We start from the raw sequence: 22,394 nt of genomic DNA on the forward strand, positions 1-22,394 counted from the left end.
AGCCGTGAGCGACGTCCGTAACGTGATCATCATCGGCTCCGGGCCGGCCGGCTACACGGCGGCGCTCTACACGGCGCGCGCATCGCTGAAGCCGCTCGTGTTCGAAGGAGCCGTCACCGCAGGCGGTGCGCTGATGAACACGACCGAGGTGGAGAACTTCCCCGGCTTCCAGGACGGCATCATGGGCCCCGAGCTCATGGACAACATGCGCGCTCAGGCCGAGCGCTTCGGTGCCGAGCTGGTCCCCGACGACGTCGTGTCCGTCGACCTGAGCGGTGAGATCAAGACCGTGACGGACACCGCGGGCACCGTGCACCGTGCGAAGGCCGTCATCGTCTCCACCGGCTCCCAGCACCGCAAGCTCGGGCTGCCGAACGAGGACGCGCTCTCCGGCCGCGGTGTCTCCTGGTGCGCGACCTGTGACGGCTTCTTCTTCAAGGACCAGGACATCGCTGTGATCGGCGGCGGCGACACCGCGATGGAGGAGGCCACCTTCCTGTCGCGCTTCGCCAAGACCGTGACGATCGTGCACCGTCGCGACACCCTGCGCGCCTCCAAGGCGATGCAGGACCGCGCCTTCGCCGACCCGAAGATCAAGTTCATCTGGGACAGCGAGGTCGCGGAGATCAAGGGGGACCCGAAGCTTGAGGGGCTGACGCTGCGCAACCTCAAGACGGGCGAGACGTCCGAGCTGCCGGTGACGGGCCTGTTCATCGCGATCGGCCACGACCCGCGCACGGAGCTCTTCAAGGGTCAGCTCGACCTGGACGACGAGGGCTACCTGAAGGTCGATGCCCCGTCGACGCGCACCAACCTGACCGGTGTCTTCGGCGCCGGTGACGTCGTCGACCACACCTACCGCCAGGCGATCACCGCGGCCGGGACCGGCTGCTCGGCCGCGCTCGACGCCGAGCGTTTCCTGGCCGCTCTCACGGACGCCGAGGCGGCCGAGCCCGAGAAGACCCCGGCTGTCTGAGCCCGCCCAGAACTTCCCCTCCCGCATCACCCCGAAGAAATAAGGAGCCCGCTGTGGCCGGCAACCTGAAGAACGTGACGGACGACTCCTTCGAAGAGGACGTCCTCAAGAGCGACAAGCCCGTCCTGGTCGACTTCTGGGCCGCCTGGTGCGGTCCGTGCCGCCAGATCGCCCCGTCGCTCGAGGCCATCGCGGCCGAGCACGGCGACAAGATCGAGGTCGTCAAGCTCAACATCGACGAGAACCCGGCCGTCGCCGCCAAGTACGGCGTCATGTCGATCCCGACCCTCAACGTCTACCAGGGCGGCGAGGTCGCCAAGACGATCGTCGGTGCGAAGCCGAAGGCCGCCATCGTGCGTGACCTCGAGGACTTCATCGCCGAGTGACCACACTCTGTTTCACGTGAAACATGCACGGGCCGACCCTGGCAGGGTCGGCCCGTGCGGCGTTTCCGCGCCTCGCTCACAGCGCGGCCTCTCACACTCAGCGCGGCTCTCTCACAGCGGACGCAGCGCGGGCTCCTTCTGTACCGCGCCCAGCAGCCGGTCCAGCGCCAGTTCCACGTCTTCCTTCCAGGACAGGGTGGAGCGCAGCTCCAGGCGCAGCCGCGGATACGCGTGATGCGGCCGGACCGTCTTGAACCCCACCGCAAGCAGATGGTCGGCAGGCAGCAGACAGGCGGGCTCGGTCCACTTGGCGTTCCCGAACGCCTCGATCGCCTTGAATCCCCGGCGCAGCAGATCCTTGGCGACGGTCTGCACGATGACGCGGCCCAGCCCCTGGCCCTGATACCCCGGCATGATCCAGGCGGTCATCAGCTGTACGGCGTCGGGGGAGACGGGGCTCGTGGGAAATGCGGTCGACCGGGGAACGTAGGCGGGCGGAGCGTAGAGCACGAAGCCGACCGGCACGTCATCGACGTAGACGACGCGCCCGCAGGATCCCCATTCCAGCAGGACGGCCGAGATCCAGGCTTCCTTCTCCAGCTCGGGTCTACCGGCCTTCACCGCTGCTTCGCCGCTGACGGGGTCCAGCTCCCAGAAGACACACGCCCGACAGCGCTTGGGAAGGTCCGGAAGGTTGTCCAGCGTGAGCGGTACAAGCCGACGCCCCATGAAGGCAGTTCCTCACTTCCTTCGCCCGCCGCGGCACGGGCGGCCGCCAGAGTGCTCCGTTCCCTGAGCAGACCGCCGACGAATCCGCCGACCGCGCCCAGTCCGAGACCTGCGGTCATCAGTCCGGTGCGACTCACCGATCGCATGACGCCCGCCTCCCCGCTGAGGTGCCGCCGGGTGAATGCGCTCTCCCGATCGCATCGTAGCTATGAAGCGATTCACTCGATACCGTAAGAAAGCAAAGAGCGGGCCGTGTTCCGGTACAGACCGGACACGGCCCGCTCGGGCCCTTGAGCGCGGGGATCAGTCCTGCTCTTCGTCGCCTGCTTCCTCAGCGAGACCGCCCTGAAGGACGGGCCCCTCGCCCGGGGCAAGCGTGCCAAGGATGCGGCCGAGGTCGTCCATGGAAGCGAACTCCACGACGATCTTGCCTTTCTTCTGCCCCAGGTCGACCTTCACACGCGTCTCGAACCGGTCCGAGAGCCGCGTGGCGAGTTCGCTCAGGGCAGGAGACACGCGCGCACCGGCCCTCGGCCCCTTCGACCGCGTGGTGCTGGTGGGGCGCGAACCCATGAGGGTCACGATCTCCTCGACCGCACGCACCGACAGCCCCTCGGCCACGATGCGGTGGGCCAAGCGCTCCTGCTCCTCCGAGTCCTCCACAGACAGCAGGGCCCGGGCGTGGCCGGCGGAGAGCACTCCGGCCGCGACGCGCTTCTGCACCGGCGGAGAGAGCTTCAGCAGACGCAGTGTGTTGGAGACCTGCGGGCGGGACCGTCCGATGCGGTCGGCCAGCTGATCGTGCGTGCAGTTGAAGTCCTTGAGCAACTGGTCGTAGGCGGCCGCCTCTTCCAGGGGATTCAGCTGAGCACGGTGCAGGTTCTCCAAGAGCGCGTCCAGGAGAAGCTTCTCGTCGTCCGTGGCCCGGACGATGGCAGGAATGCGCTCGAGCCCCGCCTCACGGCACGCCCGCCAGCGCCGCTCACCCATGATGAGCTCGTAGCGTGCCGGTCCCACCTGCCGTACGACGACGGGCTGCAGCAGACCGACTTCCTTGATGGAGGTGACGAGTTCGGCCAAGGCGTCGTCGTCGAACACCTCGCGCGGCTGCCGCGGGTTCGGTGTGATCGAGTCGAGCGGCACCTCGGCGAAGTGCGCGCTCGCCGGGCGCTCCAGGCCGTCCATGGGGTCGACGGGCCGGTCCGTGGTTTCACGTGGAACCGGCGTCTGCGCCAGGGCCGCGACCTTCGCCGCGGGCACTCCCCGCTCGGCCGTCAGAACCGGCACATCCGCGGGGGACGTGGAGGCCGCACCGCCCGTGGGGGCGGCCGACGATGTCTTCTCGGGGGTGGGAGCCGCAGGAATCAGCGCTCCGAGGCCGCGGCCCAGCCCCCTCCGTCGCTCACTCACTGAATTCCCTCCGGCGTACTCTGCTGATCAAGTGGGGCGCCCGCGTGGGCCTGCTGGGCGTCGTAGTGGATCCCGACCCCGCGCAGCGCCATCTCGCGCGCCGCTTCGAGGTACGAGAGCGCACCACTCGACCCAGGATCGTAAGTCAGTACCGTCTGCCCGTAGCTCGGAGCTTCCGAGATACGCACCGAGCGGGGAATGCTCGTCCGCAGGACCTCTTCACCGAAGTGATTACGGACCTCGTCGGCGACCTGGGAAGCCAGCCGAGTTCGACCGTCGTACATGGTGAGAAGGATCGTGGAGACGTGGAGCGCGGGGTTGAGGTGGCCGCGCACCAGATCCACGTTCCGCAGAAGTTGGCCCAGGCCCTCCAGCGCGTAGTACTCACACTGGATCGGAATGAGCACCTCGGCACCGGCGACCAGTGCGTTGACCGTCAGCAGGCCGAGAGACGGCGGGCAGTCGATGAGGATGTAGTCCAACGGCTGCTCGTACGCCTGGATGGCGCGCTGCAGCCGGCTCTCCCGTGCCACGAGCGAGACCAGTTCGATCTCCGCACCGGCGAGATCGATGGTGGCCGGGGCGCAGAAGAGTCCTTCGACGTCAGGGACGGGCTGGACCACATCGGAGAGCGGCTTGCTCTCGACCAACACGTCATAGATGGAGGGAACTTCGGCGTGATGGTCGATACCCAGAGCCGTGGAGGCATTCCCCTGGGGGTCCAGGTCGATCACCAGAACGCGAGCGCCGTGCAGCGCGAGCGAAGCAGCGAGGTTGACCGTCGTCGTGGTCTTGCCGACCCCGCCCTTCTGGTTGGCCACCACCATGACGCGGGTCTGCTCAGGTCGGGGCAGACCCTCGCCCGCGCGGCCGAGAGCCTCCACTGCCAGCTGGGCAGCGCGACCGATGGGTGTGTCGTCCATCGGGGGCGGTGTTTCACGTGAAACATCCTCCCCCGCCGACTCGGTACGGGGACCGGGGACCGGATCGGTCATCGGTCCCGCGATGTTGGCGTCGGACCGCAAGGATTCACTCTCCTCGACTTCAGGCTCGCAATGAACAGAGCCTCCCATGCCTTCGGGGTCGAGAACCAGCGAGGCCCGGTCTTCTGTGGATGAATCCCCTTCTGTGGACAACTTTGTGTCCCGATCGAGGGATCCGAGGGGTCTACGGTCGCGGGGAGCAGCCGCCGCGCGGCCGCGACTGATGATGCCATGCAGCAGTGAGCGACGTTTCACGTGAAACACGATGCACGGCGGCACGGTGAGCGCCCGTACGACACCCCGAGATGCGTACGTTTGACAGCTTTTGTGGAGTACCGCTGGTCGTCAGGACGGATCAGCGACACCCGTCAACGTCGACGGCGCGCCCGCCCCGTACGGGCCGCCTTGGCCCGCTTGGCCGCGAAGCGCACACCGCCCGGGCTCTCACCGACCTCTACTCGCACCACCGTGGACAGAGGCGAGACCACACCCTCACCGACATGCAGCACCGAGGTCTCCACGGCACCGAGCTTGCCCAGCGCTGCACCGGCGCTCTTGACCTCTTCCTCCGCCGTGTCGCCCTTGAGCGCCAGCATCTCCCCGTACGGCCGCAGCAGCGGGACGCCCCACGCGGCCAGCCGGTCCAACGGCGCGACGGCACGCGCCGTGACCACATGGACGGGAGGCAGCTTGCCGAGCATCTCCTCGGCGCGGCCTCGCACGACGGTCACATGGTCGAGCCCGAGCAGCTCGACGACCTCGGTGAGGAACGTCGTACGGCGCAGCAGTGGCTCAAGGAGCGTGATCTTGAGGTCCGGACGGACCAGAGCCAGGGGAATACCCGGAAGCCCGGCGCCCGAACCGACGTCGCACACCGTGACGCCCTCGGGCACGACCTCGGAGAGTACGGCGCAGTTCAGAAGATGGCGCTCCCACAGGCGCGGCACCTCACGCGGACCGATGAGGCCACGCTGCACTCCCGCGTCAGCGAGAAGCTCCGCATACCGGACCGCGTCCGGGAAGCGCTCGCCGAATACCGCCCTGGCCTGCTCCGGAGCCGGGGGGAGTTCTACTGACTCCGACACGGGAACCGTCCTTCCGTACCGCTACCGCACTGGGTGGGTGTTCTCAGGGGCTGACAAAGATCGGCCCCGCCTGCGAACAGACGGGGCCGGAGAGCGGAGTGCCGCTCAGGCGGGGAGCACGACGACGAAACGCTGCGGCTCCTCGCCCTCGGACTCGCTGCGCAGACCCGCGGCCTTGACCGCGTCGTGCACGACCTTGCGCTCGAAGGGCGTCATCGGCTTCATCTTGACCGGCTCACCGGTGCTCTTCACCTCGGCCGCGGCCTTGGCGCCCTGCTCGGTGAGGTCGGCGCGCTTCTTGGCGCGGTATCCGGCGATGTCCAGCATCAGGCGGCTGCGGTCCCCGGTCTCCCGGTGCACCGCGAGCCGCGTCAGCTCCTGGAGCGCCTCGAGAACCTCACCGTCACGGCCGACCAGCTTCTGCAGATCACGGCTGCCGGTGTCACCGACGATGGAGACGGCGGCCCGGTCGGCCTCGACATCCATGTCGATGTCACCGTCGAGGTCGGCGATGTCCAGCAGACCCTCGAGGTAGTCCGCCGCGATCTCGCCCTCCTGCTCAAGGCGGGTCAGGGTGTCGCCACCCTCAGGAGCGGCGGAGGTGGTGCCTTCCGTCACGGGATGGACTCCTTCTTACGTCGGTCGCGATCTGTCGCTGTCTTACGACGAGGTCTTCGAGGTCGAGGTCTTACTTCTTGGACGAGGACTTGGGCCGCTGCGGGCCCTTGCCCTGTCCCGACTTGGCCCTGCTGCGCCCCTGCGAGGAACCCGAGGGCTTGGTGCCGCCGCCCTGCGCGCCGTCCTTCTTCTCCAGCGACGGCTTCTTGTCGCCGGACGCCCCCTTTGACGAAGAGGACGACGAGGACGACGGCGACGACGAGGACGAGGACGACGAACTCGAATGCTGCGTGGCCGAGCCGCCGGACTGGCGCTGCGCCTTGGACTGGCGCTTGGGCTGCTGGCGCTTGGGGGTGCCGGCCGCCGTGGTGGGCGTGCCCTCTTCGTCCAGGACCGCGGTCGCCGCCGAGCTCTTCACCACGGTGCCGTCGGCCTGCGCGGCGAGCCCGGCCTTGGTCAGACCGTTGACGAACTTGCGCTCGAACTCGTTGCGGTCGCGGCCCTTCGCGACGATGCCCTTGATCATGTTGCGGTCGCGGCGGTTGCGGGCCTTCTCTGCGTGCGTGACGTGCTTGAGCAGACGGTCCAGGTAGGCCGACTGGGCCTTGGAGCCGGGCGTCGGGTTGTTGTGGATCACGTACATCTGCTGGCCCATGGTCCACACGTTGGTGGTCAGCCAGTAGACGAGAACACCGACCGGGAAGTTGATGCCGAAGACGGCGAACATGACAGGGAAGACGTACATCAGCATCTTCTGCTGCTGCATGAACGGCGTCTTCACCGTGGTGTCGACGTTCTTCGTCATCAGCTGGCGCTGCGTGTAGAACTGCGACGCCGACATCATCACGATCATGATCGCGGTGACGACACGGACGTCGGTGAGCGTGGCACCGAGCGAAGCGACCTTGTCCGCGCTGTCCGTGAACTTCGCGGCCAGCGGGGCGCCGAAGATGTGCGCCTTACGGGCACTCGCCAGCAGGTTGTCGTCGATGACACCGATCGTCGAGCCCGTCGCGATGCCGTTGAGCACGTGGTACAGGGCGAAGAAGAACGGGGACTGCGCCAGGATGGGAAGGCACGAGGAGAGCGGGTTGGTACCCGACTCCTTGTACAGCTTCATCATCTCTTCGGACTGGCGCTGCTTGTCGTTCTTGTAGCGCTCCTGGATCTTCTTCATCTCGGGCTGCAGCGTCTGCATCGCCCGAGTCGCCTTGATCTGCTTCACGAAGAGCGGGACCAGGCAGATCCGGATGAGGATCACAAGGGACACGATCGACAGACCCCAGGCCCAGCCCGTGTCGGGACCGAAGATCTTCCCGTACACCGCGTGGAACTGGACGATGACCCACGAGACCGGTGTCGTGACGAAGCTGAACAGACTGGCAATCGTGTTCACTAATCAGGCTCCTTGAGCATGGGACGGGTCGGCGGCCGGGCTCACGGGGGAGCCTTCAGAAGGCGCGCCGGCGGCGGATGGCCCGCCCTTGCGTTCGCGCCAGGCGTTGCGCAGCATTTCATGCCACCGCGGACGCTTACGCGGTGGAACATGATCGACACCGCCGAGTGACCACGGATTGCACCGAAGGATGCGCCACGCGGTGAGGGCGGTGCCCTTGATCGCACCGTGCCGGTCGATGGCCGTGAAGCCGTAGTGAGAGCACGACGGGTAGTACTTGCACACCGGACCCAGCAGCGGACTGATGGTCCACTGGTAGATCTTGATCAGGGCGAGAAGCGGGTACTTCATCGCACGCCCCCTCCTAGGAGCCGCCGCAGCGCGGCATCCAGGTCTCGGGCCAGCTGTGCGTGGGTCGCGTCACCCGCGCCGGGCAACGCGCGTACGACTACCAGGCTACCTGGGGGCAGCAGGATCACTCGGTCACGCATGAGGTGGCGCAACTTGCGCTTCACCGCGTTCCGTACGACGGCTCCACCCACGGCCTTGCTCACGACGAAACCCGCACGCGGCGGGGGAACGCTCTCCCCCAGCGCGTGCGGGTCCGGTGAACCGCTGCGTAGATGGACGACGAGAAGCGGGCGTCCGGCCCGGCGTCCTCGGCGTACCGCGGTCGCGAAGTCCTCGCGCCGCCTCAGCCGATACTCGGTAGGCAGCACGTCATGACCTGTGGTGCGATCAGGCGGACAGGCGGGCGCGACCCTTGCCACGGCGGGACGCGAGAATCGCGCGGCCGGCACGGGTGCGCATCCGCAGCCGGAAGCCGTGGGTCTTCGCGCGACGACGGTTGTTCGGCTGGAAGGTGCGCTTGCTCACTCGGGGGCTCCAGAAGAAATCGTGTGGTGGCGGGACATCGCCTGGCTGTCACCGTGCGCCCACGAGTAGCTCGCAATACGCCCGAGTGCACCGCTAGACGGCCCGCGAAGATTCGGGGACCGTGACCTTGCCCATCGGAGGCAGGCGGCAGCAGCCATCGACAACTCGACCTGGTCACGGTACGCGGGGCTACGCCATCCGGTCAAACCGGGGCCGCACGGGAGACACTGTCCACAGGCTGGGGACAACAACTTGAACCGCGACGGTCGCGCTGACTACCGTGGCTGAACTCCGATTCGTTCCCTTCTCACCGCCCCACCCGATTTTTGTCCGACCCGGCTCGGACCCTTCCACCCGACCCGTCCCCGGAATCACACGTTCGTGGGACCAGCGAGAGAGCGTGCCCTGTGGCTGACGTACCTGCCGATCTTGCCGCAGTGTGGCCACGAGTCCTGGAACAGCTCCTCGGCGAGGGACACGGGCAGGGTGTGGAGACGAAGGACGAACACTGGATCCGCCGCTGCCAGCCGCTGGCCCTGGTCGCCGACACCGCGCTGCTGGCCGTGCCCAACGAGTTCGCCAAGGGCGTGCTCGAAGGGCGCCTCGCCCCGGTCGTCAGCGAGACGCTCAGCCGCGAGTGCGGCCGCCCCATCCGCATCGCGATCACGGTCGACGACACCGTCGGCGAACCGCCCGCCCCCGCCCCCGCGCCCTCCGCAACCGCCACCACCGCAGCGTCCTCCTCGCAGCCCGCGCGCTACGAGGACGCCGAGCTCCCGGTTCCACACGGCGGGCAGGGACACGACACGTACGAGGGGTACGGCGACGGCTACCGGGCCGACGGCTACGACACCTACGGCGGCTACGAGCGCCGTGGCCCGGACGACCGCGACCGCGACCGTGGCCAGGACCGCGGCCAGGACCGCGGCTCCGGCCAGGGTCAGCGCGCCGCCGACCAGCTCCCCACGGCGCGCCCCGCCTACCCGGACTACCAGCGCCCCGAACCCGGCGCCTGGCCGCGACCGCAGCAGGACGAGTACAGCTGGCAGCAGCCGCGGCTGGGCTTCCCGGAGCGGGACCCGTACGCGACACCCCCGCAGCAGCCCCAGCACGACTACCGCCAGCAGGGCTACGAGCCCGAGCGCGGCCGCTACGACGAGCGCGGACCCTACGAGGAGCGCGCACCCCACGAGGGCCGCCCCGCCTACGACGAGCGGCCCGCCTACGACGAGCGCCCGTCCTACGGCGAAGAACGCCCCTACGGCGAGGACCGAGGCGGCTACGACGACCGCACAGGGGCCTCGCAGCACCAGCTCGACCGCCCGCCGCGCCGCGATCCGGCCGAGCCCCCGATGGGCGGCGCCCGCCCCGGCCAGGACAGCGGTCCCGGTCCCGGCCGGGGCGTGCCCAGCGGCGCCCCCGGACCGCTGGCCGCGCAGCCCGCGCCGGCGACCGGACCGGGCGAACCGACCGCACGCCTCAACCCCAAGTACCTCTTCGACACCTTCGTCATCGGCGCGTCGAACCGTTTCGCCCACGCCGCCGCGGTCGCCGTCGCCGAAGCGCCCGCCAAGGCGTACAACCCCCTCTTCATCTACGGGGAGTCGGGCCTCGGCAAGACGCACCTGCTGCACGCCATCGGGCACTACGCGCGCAGCCTCTACCCCGGCACGCGCGTGCGGTACGTGAGCTCGGAGGAGTTCACCAACGAGTTCATCAACTCCATCCGCGACGGCAAGGGCGACAGCTTCCGCAAGCGCTACCGCGAGATGGACATCCTGCTCGTCGACGACATCCAGTTCCTCGCGGACAAGGAGTCGACGCAGGAGGAGTTCTTCCACACCTTCAACACGCTCCACAACGCCAACAAGCAGATCGTGCTCTCCAGCGACCGGCCGCCCAAGCAGCTGGTGACCCTGGAGGACCGGTTGCGCAATCGTTTCGAGTGGGGCCTGATCACGGACGTCCAGCCGCCCGAGCTGGAGACCCGTATCGCCATCCTCCGCAAGAAGGCCGTGCAGGAGCAGCTGAACGCCCCACCGGAGGTGCTGGAGTTCATCGCCTCGCGGATCTCGCGCAACATCCGTGAGCTGGAAGGGGCGTTGATCCGGGTCACGGCGTTCGCGTCGCTGAACCGGCAGCCGGTCGACCTGGGGCTCACCGAGATCGTCCTCAAGGACCTCATCCCAGGTGGCGAGGACGCGGCGCCGGAGATCACCGCGACGGCGATCATGGCCGCCACCGCGGACTACTTCGGTCAGACGGTGGAGGACCTGTGCGGCTCCTCGCGCAGCCGCGTCCTGGTGACGGCACGGCAGATCGCGATGTACCTGTGCCGTGAGCTGACGGACCTCTCCCTGCCGAAGATCGGCGCCCAGTTCGGCGGCCGCGACCACACGACGGTCATGCACGCGGACCGCAAGATCCGGGCCCTGATGGCCGAGCGGCGCTCGATCTACAACCAGGTCACCGAGCTCACCAACCGCATCAAGAACGGCTGACAGCGGCCACCGCGCCGCGCCTGAGGGCGCTTCGGGAGGACTCCCGGAGCGCCCTTCGTGCGTTCGCCGTTCGGGTACGGGACGCGGCGCCCGCCGTCCTGTGTTCGATTTCCAGGGGGGTTACGGCCGTTCTCCACAGATCCGGCAAGTTTCTCCGATCCACAGGTTGGGGACCGCGAAGTTGTCCATACTGCATCCACAGGAGGACCGGGTGGCAAGGCGTCGGGCCAGGTCAGTGCCCTGTGGATTGGTGGAAACCCGATCTCCACAGCCTGTGGACGGATCTTTCGTCCACAGGGTGTGCACGACGTTGTCCACCGCCTGCCCACAGGACCGGATCGGTTCTGCACAGCGATCGACGGCTTCTCCACACCGCTGTCCACTGTTCGGCAACGCGACGCGCGTCGTCACCGCCATGAGTGAAAGGCGTCACATCAGGGTGCCGGGTTGGGCTGTGGGAAACCTGGGTAAAGCTGGGGACGGCTCTGGGGAGAAGTCGCCTCTGCCTGTGCATCGGGTGTGCAGAACTTTCCGCCGTCCACAGCGAGGGCCGGTTGTCCACGGGCACCGCCCACAGGACCGGTGGACAAAAAACCGCTGCTGACCTGCGGATACTTAGTTGTCCACGGTTTCCACAGGCCCTACTACTACTCCCGACTAGAGAGAGCCCGGAAATCGTTTTGAAGCGGGGGCTGTGCACAACTCGCTCCCGGCGGTCCGACTGCCGCTCGGCACGACTTGACCCCGACCGGCACCAGCTGTCAGTGCCGTGCGTCAGACTGGTCCCCGGTGTTCTCCCCATCGGTGGGCGCAGCGACACCACACCTGCCGGAGCGGACCAGACGCGCGGCAGACCGAAGACCAACGCAGGGCGAGAGCAGCCAGCAACAGCAGGAGGCGGCTTACGGTGAAGATCCGGGTGGAACGCGACGTACTCGCGGAGGCAGTGGCCTGGGCGGCGCGCAGCCTCCCGGCACGACCGCCCGCGCCCGTCCTCGCGGGCCTTCTGCTGAAGGCCGAGGAAGGCGCGCTCAGCCTGTCCAGCTTCGACTACGAGGTCTCGGCGCGCGTCTCGGTGGACGCGGAGGTCGACGAGGAGGGCACGGTCCTCGTCTCCGGCCGCCTGCTCGCCGACATCTGCCGCGCCCTGCCCAACCGCCCGGTGGAGATCTCCACAGACGGTGTACGGGCGACCGTGGTCTGCGGCTCCTCGCGGTTCACCCTCCACACGCTGCCTGTGGAGGAGTACCCGGCGCTGCCGCAGATGCCGACCGCCACGGGCACGGTGCCGGGCGAGGTCTTCGCCGCCGCCGCCTCCCAGGTGGCCATCGCCGCGGGCCGCGACGACACGCTGCCCGTCCTGACCGGTGTGCGCATCGAGATCGAGGGCGACACGGTCACGCTGGCCTCCACCGACCGCTACCGCTTCGCGGTCCGCGAGTTCCTGTGGAAGCCGGAGGACCCGGAGGCGTCCGCGGTCGCCCTGGTGCCCGCCAAGACGCTCCTGGACACCGCCAAGGCGCTCACGAGCGGCGACACGGTCACGCTCGCGCTCTCCGGCTCCGGAGCGGGCGAGGGCCTCATCGGCTTCGAGGGCGCGGGCCGCCGCACCACGACCCGCCTCCTGGAAGGCGACCTGCCGAAGTACCGCACGCTGTTCCCGACGGAGTTCAACTCCGTGGCCGTCATCGAGACCGCCCCCTTCGTGGAGGCCGTCAAGCGTGTGGCCCTGGTCGCCGAGCGCAACACTCCGGTGCGGCTGAGCTTCGAGCAGGGTGTGCTCATCCTGGAGGCCGGTTCCAGCGACGACGCGCAGGCTGTGGAGCGGGTGGACGCGCAGCTGGAGGGCGACGACATCTCGATCGCCTTCAACCCGACCTTCCTGCTCGACGGCCTGAGCGCGATCGACTCCCCGGTGGCGCAGCTGTCGTTCACGACGTCCACCAAGCCCGCGCTGCTCAGCGGCAAGCCGGCGGTCGACGCGGAGGCGGACGAGGCGTACAAGTACCTGATCATGCCGGTGCGGCTGTCGGGCTGAGGCCGCCGTGAGCCGAGGGCGGTGCCAAAAGGCGGTCCCGTCAGGGCCGGGCGTTCGGGCTTTCGCGTGAGCGGCCATGCCCACAGGCGCGCGCGGACGGCCGGACTCAGGGCCTGTCCGGCGGATCTCGCCGGGGCCGCGGGGTCCGGCACGCACGTCTGCGGCATTGTCGTCGGTTGCCGACTCCCCCGGCCGAACCTAGTGCCCCGACAGGCAACGTTCGCCCCGTCGCGACGCCCGGCACGCCCTCTCGCCGCACCGGCCGAAAGCCCAAGTACGTCCAGTACGAGGGCTTCCGGCCGGCACGCCGAGAGCACGCACCGGACGCCGCTCCTTGACGGGCAAACGTTGCCTGCCGGAGCACTAGCTTCGCCCGGCTCGGCCGGGAGGCACCCCCTTCGCGTCGCCGCCCTCCTCTGCCTTGCGGCCGCACGCACCGGACCCCGCTCAGCAGCACCGATCGGCACGGTCGACCGAGTCCGACCCGATCCGCCGGACAGGCCCTAGGCTCGGCGCAGGCACGGGCGCTCGCCCTGCCGCACGCCCCGTCGCAACGTAAGGAACCACTGATGGAGCTCGGTCTCGTCGGCCTCGGCAAGATGGGCGGCAACATGCGCGAGCGCATCCGCCGCGCAGGCCACACCGTCATCGGCTACGACCGCAACCCGGACCTCGCGGACGTCCACAGCCTCAAGGAGCTGGTGGACGGGCTCAAGGGCCCGCGCGTGGTGTGGGTGATGGTGCCGGCCGGAGCCGCGACCCAGTCCACCATCGACGAGCTGGGCGACCTCCTCGCACCCGGCGACGTCGTCGTGGACGGCGGGAACTCGCGCTGGACGGACGACGAGAAGCACGCCGCGGAGCTGACGGCCAAGGGCATCGGTTTCGTCGACTGCGGTGTCTCCGGCGGCGTCTGGGGCCTGGAGAACGGCTACGCGCTGATGTACGGCGGCTCCGCCGAGGACGTGGCGAAGGTCCAGCCGGTCTTCGACGCCCTCAAGCCAAAGGGCGCGTACGGGGCCGTGCACGCGGGCAAGGTGGGCGCGGGCCACTTCGCGAAGATGGTCCACAACGGCATCGAGTACGCGATGATGCAGGCCTACGCCGAGGGCTGGGAGCTCCTTGAGGCCGCCGACTCGGTCACCGACGTGCGCGAGGTGTTCCGCTCCTGGCAGGAGGGCACCGTCATCCGCTCCTGGCTGCTCGACCTCGCCGTCAACGCCCTGGACGACGACGAGCACCTGGACAAGCTGCGCGGCTACGCGGCCGACTCCGGCGAGGGACGATGGACGGTGGAGGCCGCCATCGACCACGCCGTGCCGCTGCCCGCCATCACGGCGTCCCTGTTCGCGCGCTTCTCGTCGCGACAGGAGGACTCGCCGCAGATGAAGATGGTCGCGGCGCTGCGCAACCAGTTCGGCGGCCACGCCGTGGCGAAGAAGTGATCCCCGACCAGGAGTAGTCCGCGGCCGGGAGTCGTCCACAGCTGTGGACAGTCCTGGTCGGCGGGTGTTTCCGCAGTCGTTTCCGTAGTCGTTTCCGCAGTCGTTGTACACAGTTCGAGAGCTCCGGGGGAGGTCGGCCCACGACCATGCACATCACCCACCTGTCGCTGGCCGACTTCCGCTCGTACTCCCGGGCCGAGGTCGCGCTCGACCCGGGCGTCACCGCGTTCGTGGGCCCCAACGGACAGGGCAAGACCAATCTCGTCGAGGCCGTCGGCTACCTGGCCCACCTGGGCAGCCACCGGGTCTCGACGGATGCGCCCCTGGTGCGCATGGGCGCCGAGCGGGCGGTGATCCGGGCCGCGGTCCGGCAGGGCGAGCGGCAGCAGCTGATCGAGCTCGAACTCAACCCAGGCAAGGCCAATCGCGCCCGTATCAACAGGTCGTCGCAGGTCAAGCCGCGTGATGTGCTCGGCATCGTACGGACCGTCCTGTTCGCCCCCGAGGATCTCGCCCTGGTCAAGGGGGACCCCGGTGAGCGGCGTCGTTTCCTCGACGAGCTGATCACCGCGCGGGCTCCGCGCATGGCGGGGGTCCGCTCCGACTACGACCGTGTCCTCAAGCAGCGCAACACCCTGCTGAAGTCGGCGGCCCTGGCCCGCCGCCACGGCGGCCGCTCCATGGACCTGTCGACGCTCGACGTGTGGGACCAGCACCTCGCGCGCGCGGGTGCGGAGCTGCTCGCCCAGCGGCTCGACCTGATCGCCGCGCTGCAGCCGCTGGCCGACAAGGCGTACGAGCAGCTGGCGCCCGGCGGTGGACCGGTCGCCCTGGAGTACAAGCCGTCCTCGCCGGACATCGTCGGGCGCGCGCGCGAGGAGCTCTACGAGCAGCTGCTCGCCGCCATGGAGGGTGCGCGCAAGCAGGAGATCGAGCGGGGCGTCACCCTGGTCGGCCCGCACCGCGACGACCTGCTCCTCAAGCTGGGCCGACTGCCCGCCAAGGGCTACGCGAGCCACGGCGAGTCCTGGTCGTACGCGCTGGCGCTGCGCCTGGCCTCGTACGACCTGCTCAGGGCCGAGTCGTACGGGGGTGGCGAAGCCTCGTTCGAGGGCGGTGGCGGGAGACGGGCGGGCGAGCCGATCCTGGTGCTCGACGACGTCTTCGCCGAGCTGGACGCGCGCCGCAGGGAGCGGCTGGCCGAGCTGGTGGCGCCCGGCGAGCAGGTCCTGGTGACGGCGGCCGTGGACGACGATGTGCCGGATGTCCTGGCCGGCGCCAGGTACGCGGTCTCGGAGGGGACGGTGGAGCGGCTGTGAGCGCCGACGCGGGCCCGGGTGCCCCGAATCCCGGAGAGCGGCCGCAGGGCCCGGCTCCGGAGCCGTCCGGTGTCGACATGGCGCGGGTCGCCCTGCGCGCGGCGAAGGAGGCGGCACGCGCGCGGGGTGCCGCGGTGCAGCAGAGGAAGCAGGCGCGCCACGGTGGCGGCCTGCGGTCGGGGGCGCGGGCCGACGGCCGCGACCCGATGGGCCTGGGCTCGGCGATCAACCGGCTGATCACGGAGCGCGGCTGGGAGGCGCCCGCGGCGGTCGGCGGTGTCATGGGCCGCTGGCCGCAGATCGTCGGCGAGGACCTCGCCAGGCACTGCGAGCCGCAGCGGTACGACGAGGACGAGCGCGTCCTGGTGGTGCAGTGCGACTCGGCGGCGTGGGCGACGCAGCTGCGCATGCTCGCTCCGACGCTGGTCAGGCGGCTCAACGAGGACCTGGGCCACGGCACCGTACGCCGTATCGACATCCGCAATCCGGGGGGCGGTCCGCGCCGCTACGGCCCCCTGCGGGCCCCCGGCGGCACGGGCCGCGACGGCGGGTACGACGGCCCCTACGGCTGAGCCCGCGGCCATGGTCGCTGTTGGTTGACGGTCCGAAGCGCTGAGTGCCGCTGTGAGCCTCTTGGAGCCCCGTTCCGTATATGGGGAGTCGGCCGAGTGCGGTTCAGGGCGGCACGTGCGGACTCAGGTACCGCCAAACCCCCATCACTGTCGGCGCTACCGGTAGACTGGAAGCCGATCCCGCCCCACTTGTGGGACGGCACCGAGCAACGCTGACAGGGCTTACCGAACACACACGCCGCAGCCGCTCCGGCCACCGACCGGGAGCTTGGCTTGTGCTGTGCCAGAAAGGGCGCTTCGTGGCCGATTCCGGCAACCCCAACGAGAACATCCCGTCCACCGACACCGAGGCGCAGACGGACGCCGCGCAGGGGTCTTACGACGCCAGTGCGATCACCGTCCTCGAAGGGCTGGACGCGGTCCGCAAGCGACCCGGCATGTACATCGGCTCGACCGGTGAGCGTGGTCTTCACCACATGGTCCAGGAAGTCGTCGACAACTCCGTCGACGAGGCGCTGGCCGGCCACGCCGACACCATCGACGTCACGATCCTGCCCGACGGCGGCGTCCGCGTCATCGACAACGGCCGTGGCATCCCCGTCGGCATCATCCCCTCCGAGGGGAAGCCGGCCGTCGAGGTCGTGCTGACGGTGCTGCACGCGGGCGGCAAGTTCGGCGGCGGCGGGTACGCCGTCTCCGGCGGTCTGCACGGCGTGGGTGTCTCCGTCGTGAACGCGCTGTCCACCAAGGTCTCGGTGGAGATCAAGACGGACGGCCACCGGTGGACTCAGGAGTACAAGGCGGGTGTGCCGACCGCGCCGCTCGCCCAGCACGAGGCCATCGACGAGACCGGCACCTCGGTCACGTTCTGGGCCGACGGCGACATCTTCGAGACGACCGACTACTCCTTCGAGACGCTGTCGCGGCGCTTCCAGGAGATGGCGTTCCTCAACAAGGGCCTGACGATCAAGCTCACGGACGAGCGTGAGGCGGCCAAGGTCACGGCGAGCGCCGACACGGACGAGCCGTCCGACGAGACGCCCGCCGAGGCGCGCTCGGTGACGTACCACTACGAGGGCGGCATCGTCGACTTCGTGACGTACCTGAACTCGCGCAAGGGCGACGTCGTCCACCCCTCCGTGATCGACATCGAGGCCGAGGACAAGGAGCGTCTGCTGTCCGTCGAGGTCGCGATGCAGTGGAACACCAGCTACAGCGAGGGTGTCTACTCGTTCGCGAACACGATCCACACCCACGAGGGCGGCACCCACGAGGAGGGCTTCCGCGCGGCCCTGACCAGTCTGATCAACCGGTACGCGCGCGACAAGAAGCTGCTGCGCGAGAAGGACGACAACCTCACGGGTGACGACATCCGCGAGGGTCTGACCGCGATCATCTCGGTCAAGCTGGGCGAGCCGCAGTTCGAGGGGCAGACGAAGACCAAGCTGGGCAACACGGAGGCGAAGACCTTCGTGCAGAAGGTCGTCCACGAGCACCTGACGGACTGGCTGGACCGGAACCCGAACGAGGCGACGGACATCATCCGCAAGGCCATTCAGGCCGCCACCGCGCGCGTGGCCGCGCGCAAGGCGCGCGACCTGACGCGCCGCAAGGGGCTGCTCGAGTCGGCGTCGCTGCCGGGCAAGCTGAGCGACTGCCAGTCGAACGACCCCACCAAGTGCGAGATCTTCATCGTCGAGGGTGACTCCGCCGGCGGCTCGGCCAAGTCCGGCCGCAACCCGCAGTACCAGGCGATCCTCCCGATCCGGGGCAAGATCCTCAACGTCGAGAAGGCGCGGATCGACAAGATCCTGCAGAACCAGGAGATCCAGGCGCTGATCTCGGCCTTCGGCACCGGAGTCCACGAGGACTTCGACATCGAGAAGCTCCGCTATCACAAGATCATCCTGATGGCGGACGCCGATGTCGACGGCCAGCACATCAACACCCTGCTGCTGACGTTCCTGTTCCGCTTCATGCGGCCGCTGGTCGAGGCGGGGCACGTCTTCCTGTCCCGTCCCCCTCTCTACAAGATCAAGTGGGGCCGTGACGACTTCGAGTACGCGTACTCGGACCGCGAGCGCGACGCCCTGATCGAGCTGGGCAAGCAGAACGGCAAGCGCATCCGCGAGGACTCGGTGCAGCGCTTCAAGGGTCTCGGCGAGATGAACGCCGAGGAGCTGCGCGTGACCACCATGGACCAGGAGCACCGCGTCCTGGGCCAGGTCACGCTCGACGACGCGGCCCAGGCCGACGACCTGTTCTCGGTCCTGATGGGCGAGGACGTCGAGGCGCGCCGCTCGTTCATCCAGCGCAACGCCAAGGACGTCCGCTTCCTCGACATCTGAGTCGGTCTCAGCTGACCGCAGCAGAAAGGATCTTCACCAGCAATGGCCGACGAGACCCCCACGCCTTCCACGCCCGACCCCGGCACGCCCGACGCGAGCGCTCCCGGCGCCGAGGAGACGCAGACGGACATCGCCCTGCGCGTCGAGCCCGTCGGGCTCGAGACGGAGATGCAGCGCTCCTACCTCGACTACGCGATGTCCGTCATCGTGTCCCGCGCGCTGCCCGACGTACGCGACGGTCTCAAGCCCGTCCACCGCCGCGTCCTGTACGCGATGTACGACGGCGGCTACCGGCCCGAGAAGGGCTTCTACAAGTGCGCCCGCGTCGTCGGCGACGTCATGGGCAACTACCACCCGCACGGCGACGTCTCGATCTACGACGCGCTGGTCCGCCTCGCGCAGCCCTGGTCGATGCGCATGCCGCTCGTCGACTCCAACGGCAACTTCGGCTCCCCGGGCAACGACCCGGCGGCCGCCATGCGCTACACCGAGTGCAAGATGGCGCCGCTGGCGATGGAGATGGTCCGCGACATCGACGAGGAGACCGTCGACTTCACGGACAACTACGACGGCCGCTCCCAGGAGCCGACCGTCCTGCCGGCCCGCTTCCCGAACCTGCTGACCAACGGCTCGGCGGGCATCGCGGTCGGCATGGCGACCAACATCCCGCCGCACAACCTGCGCGAGGTCGCGGCGGGCGCCCAGTGGTACCTGGACAACCCCGAGGCATCGCACGAGGAACTCCTCGACGCGCTGATCGAGCGCATCAAGGGCCCCGACTTCCCGTCCGGCGCCCTGGTCGTGGGCCGCAAGGGCATCGAGGAGGCGTACCGCACCGGGCGTGGCTCCATCACGATGCGCGCGGTCGTCGAGGTCGAGGAGATCCAGAACCGCCAGTGCCTGGTGGTCACGGAGCTGCCGTTCCAGGTCAACCCGGACAACCTGGCCCAGAAGATCGCCGACCTGGTCAAGGACGGCAAGATCGGCGGCATCGCCGACGTCCGTGACGAGACCAGCTCCCGTACGGGTCAGCGCCTGGTCATCGTCCTCAAGCGGGACGCGGTGGCGAAGGTCGTCCTCAACAACCTCTACAAGCACACGGACCTCCAGACCAACTTCGGCGCGAACATGCTCGCGCTGGTCGACGGAGTCCCGCGCACGCTGTCCCTGGACGCGTTCATCCGCCTGTGGGTGACCCACCAGATCGAGGTCGTCGTCCGCCGGACGAAGTTCCGGCTGCGCAAGGCCGAGGAGCGGGCCCACATCCTGCGCGGCCTGCTCAAGGCGCTCGACGCGATCGACGAGGTCATCGCGCTGATCCGGCGCAGCGAGACGGTCGACGTGGCACGCAGCGGCCTGATGGGCCTCCTGGAGATCGACGAGATCCAGGCCAACGCCATCCTCGAGATGCAGCTGCGCCGACTGGCCGCCCTGGAGCGTCAGAAGATCGTCCAGGAGCACGACGAACTCCAGGCGAAGATCAACGAGTACAACGCGATCCTGGCCTCGCCGACCCGCCAGCGCGGCATCATCAGCGAGGAACTGACCGCGATCGTCGAGAAGTTCGGCGACGACCGCCGCTCCAAGCTGGTGCCCTTCGAGGGCGACATGTCCATCGAGGACCTGATCGCCGAGGAGGACATCGTCGTCACCATCACGCGCGGCGGCTATGTCAAGCGGACCAAGACGGACGACTACCGCTCGCAGAAGCGCGGCGGCAAGGGCGTACGAGGCACGAAGCTCAAGGAAGACGACATCGTCGACCACTTCTTCGTGTCGACGACGCACCACTGGCTGCTGTTCTTCACCAACAAGGGCCGCGTCTACCGCGCCAAGGCGTACGAGCTCCCGGACGCCGGCCGTGACGCGCGTGGCCAGCACGTCGCCAACCTGCTGGCCTTCCAGCCGGACGAGTCGATCGCGGAGATCCTGGCGATCCGCGACTACGAGGCGGCGCCGTACCTGGTCCTGGCCACGAAGGCGGGCCTGGTGAAGAAGACCCCGCTCAAGGACTACGACTCGCCGCGCTCGGGTGGCGTGATCGCCATCAACCTGCGTGAGACGGCCGAGGGCGCGGACGACGAGCTGATCGGCGCGGAGCTGGTCTCGCCGGACGACGACCTGCTCCTGATCAGCAAGAAGGCGCAGTCCATCCGCTTCACGGCGACGGACGAGGCGCTGCGCCCGATGGGCCGCGCGACGTCCGGCGTCAAGGGGATGAGTTTCCGCGAGGGCGACGAACTGCTCTCGATGAATGTCGTCCGGGCCGGTACGTTCGTCTTCACCGCCACCGACGGCGGGTACGCCAAGCGCACCGCCGTCGACGAGTACCGCGTCCAGGGCCGCGGTGGCCTGGGTATCAAGGCCGCCAAGATCGTGGAGGACCGCGGTGAACTGGTCGGCGCCCTGGTGGTCGAGGAGACCGACGAGATCCTCGCCATCACGCTGTCCGGTGGTGTGATTCGTACGCGAGTCAACGAGGTCAGGGAGACGGGCCGTGACACCATGGGCGTCCAACTGATCAACCTGGGCAAGCGCGATGCCGTCGTCGGCATCGCTCGTAACGCCGAGGCCGGCCGCGAGGCCGAGGAGGTCGACGGCGACGCCGAGACGGCCCCCGAGGGCGAGCGGGCCGCCGGAGCCGAAGCGGTCGAGGGCGGGCAGCCCACGGCCGAGTAGCACGAGGAGAGTGTCATCGTGGGCAGAGCCACGGGAGCAGGCTCTACCGGGACATCCACCGGTACGAGGACCGACGGGGGCCGCGGCTCCGCCCACGACACACAGGACTCCCCGGACGCGCAGGACGCGCCGGGCCCGAAGATCCCGAAGATCCCGCACGAGTCCCAAGGACCCCAGGGGGGAACAGTGACGGACACCCGAGGTCCGCAGACACAGCAGTACGAGGCCGGTGGCGGCGCCTTGCCCGGCGAGAGCCAGCAGGCACCGCAGCCGCAACAGGCCCAGCCGTACCACCCGCCGCAGGCGTACCAGCAGGGCGCCCAGACGCCGACGCCGGGCGGCGCGGTCCGCGTGCCGCGCACCGGGGCGCGCACCACCCCGCGCACCCGCAAGGCGCGCCTGCGTGTGGCCAAGGCCGACCCGTGGTCGGTGATGAAGGTCAGCTTCCTGCTCTCCATCGCGCTCGGCATCTGCACGATCGTCGCGGCGGCGGTGCTGTGGATGGTCATGGACGCGATGGGCGTCTTCTCCACGGTCGGCGGCACGATCTCCGAGGCGACGGGGTCCAACGAGTCCAACGGCTTCGACCTGCAGACCTTCCTCTCGCTCCCGCACGTCCTGATGTTCACCACGATCATCGCGGTCATCGACGTCGTCCTGGCGACGGCCCTGGCCACGCTCGGCGCGTTCATCTACAACCTCTCCGCGGGCTTCGTCGGCGGCGTCGAGCTCACGCTCGCCGAGGACGAGTAGCCGTTCCGGGCGGGTCGGCCCTATCGATTTTGGGACTGGCCGCCTGGTGCGCTAATCTTCAGAGGTCAGCGCGCGGGACACACCCCGCAGAGCGCGGCGGGGCTATAGCTCAGTTGGTTAGAGCGCATCCCTGATAAGGATGAGGCCACAGGTTCAAATCCTGTTAGCCCCACAGTTGCGAGAAGGTGCTTCCCATGGTGGAAGCACCTTCTCGCTGTTTCAGCACCGGGGGGAAGAGGGGCTGTCCGGTTCGTTGTGGTTCTCCGGGCGTGAGGGTTCC

Annotated in this window: 19 protein-coding genes and 1 tRNA gene; 11 read left to right on the forward strand and 9 right to left on the reverse strand. The window is 68.8% G+C overall.

The genetic code is table 11. The features are described 5' to 3' along the window. Positions 1–4: 4 nt before the first annotated feature. Both trxB and trxA read left to right on the forward strand, forming a co-directional pair. Positions 5–976 (forward strand): thioredoxin-disulfide reductase, encoded by a 972-nt coding sequence (trxB, locus tag OFY01_RS29060; protein WP_266604918.1) that lies wholly within the window; start codon positions 5–7, stop codon positions 974–976. A gap of 53 nt (positions 977–1,029) precedes the next feature. Then, positions 1,030–1,362, forward strand: coding sequence for a thioredoxin (trxA, locus tag OFY01_RS29065; protein ID WP_266604920.1), 333 nt, complete (start codon positions 1,030–1,032; stop codon positions 1,360–1,362). Positions 1,363–1,473: 111 nt separating this feature from the next. Here trxA and OFY01_RS29070 read toward each other — a convergent pair whose 3' ends face one another. From OFY01_RS29070 to rpmH, 9 genes are all read right to left on the reverse strand, one after another. Then, positions 1,474–2,091 carry a GNAT family N-acetyltransferase gene (locus OFY01_RS29070; RefSeq protein WP_266604922.1) on the reverse strand — a complete coding sequence of 206 codons (618 nt, stop codon included), beginning with the start codon at positions 2,089–2,091 and terminating at the stop codon, positions 1,474–1,476. Positions 2,092–2,394: 303 nt separating this feature from the next. Further along, positions 2,395–3,501: a ParB/RepB/Spo0J family partition protein gene (locus tag OFY01_RS29075; protein ID WP_266604924.1), complete on the reverse strand. Its 1,107-nt coding sequence runs from the start codon at positions 3,499–3,501 to the stop codon at positions 2,395–2,397. Next, positions 3,498–4,574: a ParA family protein gene (locus OFY01_RS29080; RefSeq protein ID WP_323135580.1), complete on the reverse strand. Its 1,077-nt coding sequence runs from the start codon at positions 4,572–4,574 to the stop codon at positions 3,498–3,500. The genes OFY01_RS29075 and OFY01_RS29080 overlap by 4 nt, the downstream gene beginning before the upstream one ends. 278 nt (positions 4,575–4,852) lie before the next feature. After that, positions 4,853–5,569, reverse strand: a complete 717-nt coding sequence (rsmG, locus tag OFY01_RS29085; protein WP_266604928.1) for a 16S rRNA (guanine(527)-N(7))-methyltransferase RsmG — start codon at positions 5,567–5,569, stop codon at positions 4,853–4,855. A 105-nt stretch (positions 5,570–5,674) separates the two neighbouring features. Further along, a complete protein-coding gene (locus OFY01_RS29090; RefSeq protein WP_266604929.1) occupies positions 5,675–6,187 on the reverse strand; it encodes a Jag family protein in 513 nt (170 codons plus the stop codon). 70 nt (positions 6,188–6,257) lie between these two features. Continuing rightward, positions 6,258–7,583 carry a membrane protein insertase YidC gene (yidC, locus tag OFY01_RS29095; protein WP_266604930.1) on the reverse strand — a complete coding sequence of 442 codons (1,326 nt, stop codon included), beginning with the start codon at positions 7,581–7,583 and terminating at the stop codon, positions 6,258–6,260. 3 nt (positions 7,584–7,586) lie between these two features. Then, entirely contained in the window at positions 7,587–7,934 is a 348-nt protein-coding gene (gene yidD, locus OFY01_RS29100) for a membrane protein insertion efficiency factor YidD (RefSeq protein WP_266604931.1), read from the reverse strand. Continuing rightward, positions 7,931–8,302, reverse strand: coding sequence for a ribonuclease P protein component (gene rnpA / locus OFY01_RS29105; protein ID WP_266604947.1), 372 nt, complete (start codon positions 8,300–8,302; stop codon positions 7,931–7,933). The genes yidD and rnpA overlap by 4 nt, the downstream gene beginning before the upstream one ends. A gap of 19 nt (positions 8,303–8,321) precedes the next feature. Then, complete coding sequence (rpmH, locus tag OFY01_RS29110; protein ID WP_003949374.1) at positions 8,322–8,459, reverse strand: 50S ribosomal protein L34; 138 nt, start codon at positions 8,457–8,459, stop codon at positions 8,322–8,324. Positions 8,460–8,866: 407 nt separating this feature from the next. Between rpmH and dnaA the strand changes: the two genes are divergently transcribed. The 9 genes from dnaA (at position 8,867) to OFY01_RS29155 (ending at position 22,286) form a co-directional block, all read left to right on the forward strand. Further along, entirely contained in the window at positions 8,867–10,960 is a 2,094-nt protein-coding gene (gene dnaA / locus OFY01_RS29115; protein WP_266604948.1) for a chromosomal replication initiator protein DnaA, read from the forward strand. A gap of 907 nt (positions 10,961–11,867) precedes the next feature. Further along, a complete protein-coding gene (dnaN, locus tag OFY01_RS29120) occupies positions 11,868–12,998 on the forward strand; it encodes a DNA polymerase III subunit beta (protein ID WP_266604949.1) in 1,131 nt (376 codons plus the stop codon). A 569-nt stretch (positions 12,999–13,567) separates the two neighbouring features. Continuing rightward, entirely contained in the window at positions 13,568–14,443 is an 876-nt protein-coding gene (gnd, locus tag OFY01_RS29125; protein ID WP_266604951.1) for a phosphogluconate dehydrogenase (NAD(+)-dependent, decarboxylating), read from the forward strand. A 146-nt stretch (positions 14,444–14,589) separates the two neighbouring features. Next, the gene (gene recF / locus OFY01_RS29130; RefSeq protein ID WP_266604952.1) at positions 14,590–15,762 is read left to right on the forward strand and encodes a DNA replication/repair protein RecF; all 1,173 of its coding nucleotides are present in this window, start codon (positions 14,590–14,592) and stop codon (positions 15,760–15,762) included. Next, positions 15,759–16,334 (forward strand): DUF721 domain-containing protein, encoded by a 576-nt coding sequence (locus OFY01_RS29135; RefSeq protein WP_266604954.1) that lies wholly within the window; start codon positions 15,759–15,761, stop codon positions 16,332–16,334. The genes recF and OFY01_RS29135 overlap by 4 nt, the downstream gene beginning before the upstream one ends. Before the next feature lie 275 nt (positions 16,335–16,609). Further along, entirely contained in the window at positions 16,610–18,682 is a 2,073-nt protein-coding gene (gene gyrB, locus OFY01_RS29140; RefSeq protein WP_323135579.1) for a DNA topoisomerase (ATP-hydrolyzing) subunit B, read from the forward strand. Positions 18,683–18,724: 42 nt separating this feature from the next. Continuing rightward, positions 18,725–21,361, forward strand: a complete 2,637-nt coding sequence (gyrA, locus tag OFY01_RS29145; RefSeq protein WP_266604955.1) for a DNA gyrase subunit A — start codon at positions 18,725–18,727, stop codon at positions 21,359–21,361. Positions 21,362–21,379: 18 nt separating this feature from the next. After that, entirely contained in the window at positions 21,380–22,114 is a 735-nt protein-coding gene (locus tag OFY01_RS29150; RefSeq protein WP_266604956.1) for a DUF3566 domain-containing protein, read from the forward strand. A 98-nt stretch (positions 22,115–22,212) separates the two neighbouring features. After that, positions 22,213–22,286: transfer RNA gene (locus OFY01_RS29155), tRNA-Ile, on the forward strand. The last annotated feature ends 108 nt before the right edge of the window (positions 22,287–22,394 follow it).

This window comes from Streptomyces beihaiensis, assembly GCF_026274175.1.
Lineage (GTDB): Bacteria > Actinomycetota > Actinomycetes > Streptomycetales > Streptomycetaceae > Streptomyces > Streptomyces beihaiensis.

Coding starts and splice junctions, on each gene's coding strand:
- OFY01_RS29080 (WP_323135580.1), bottom strand. CDS start 4,574: ATGGGAGGCTCTGTTCATTGCGAGCCTGAAGTCGAGGAGAGTGAATCC.
- yidD (WP_266604931.1), bottom strand. CDS start 7,934: ATGAAGTACCCGCTTCTCGCCCTGATCAAGATCTACCAGTGGACCATC.
- recF (WP_266604952.1), top strand. CDS start 14,590: ATGCACATCACCCACCTGTCGCTGGCCGACTTCCGCTCGTACTCCCGG.
- gyrA (WP_266604955.1), top strand. CDS start 18,725: ATGGCCGACGAGACCCCCACGCCTTCCACGCCCGACCCCGGCACGCCC.
- gnd (WP_266604951.1), top strand. CDS start 13,568: ATGGAGCTCGGTCTCGTCGGCCTCGGCAAGATGGGCGGCAACATGCGC.
- OFY01_RS29070 (WP_266604922.1), bottom strand. CDS start 2,091: ATGGGGCGTCGGCTTGTACCGCTCACGCTGGACAACCTTCCGGACCTT.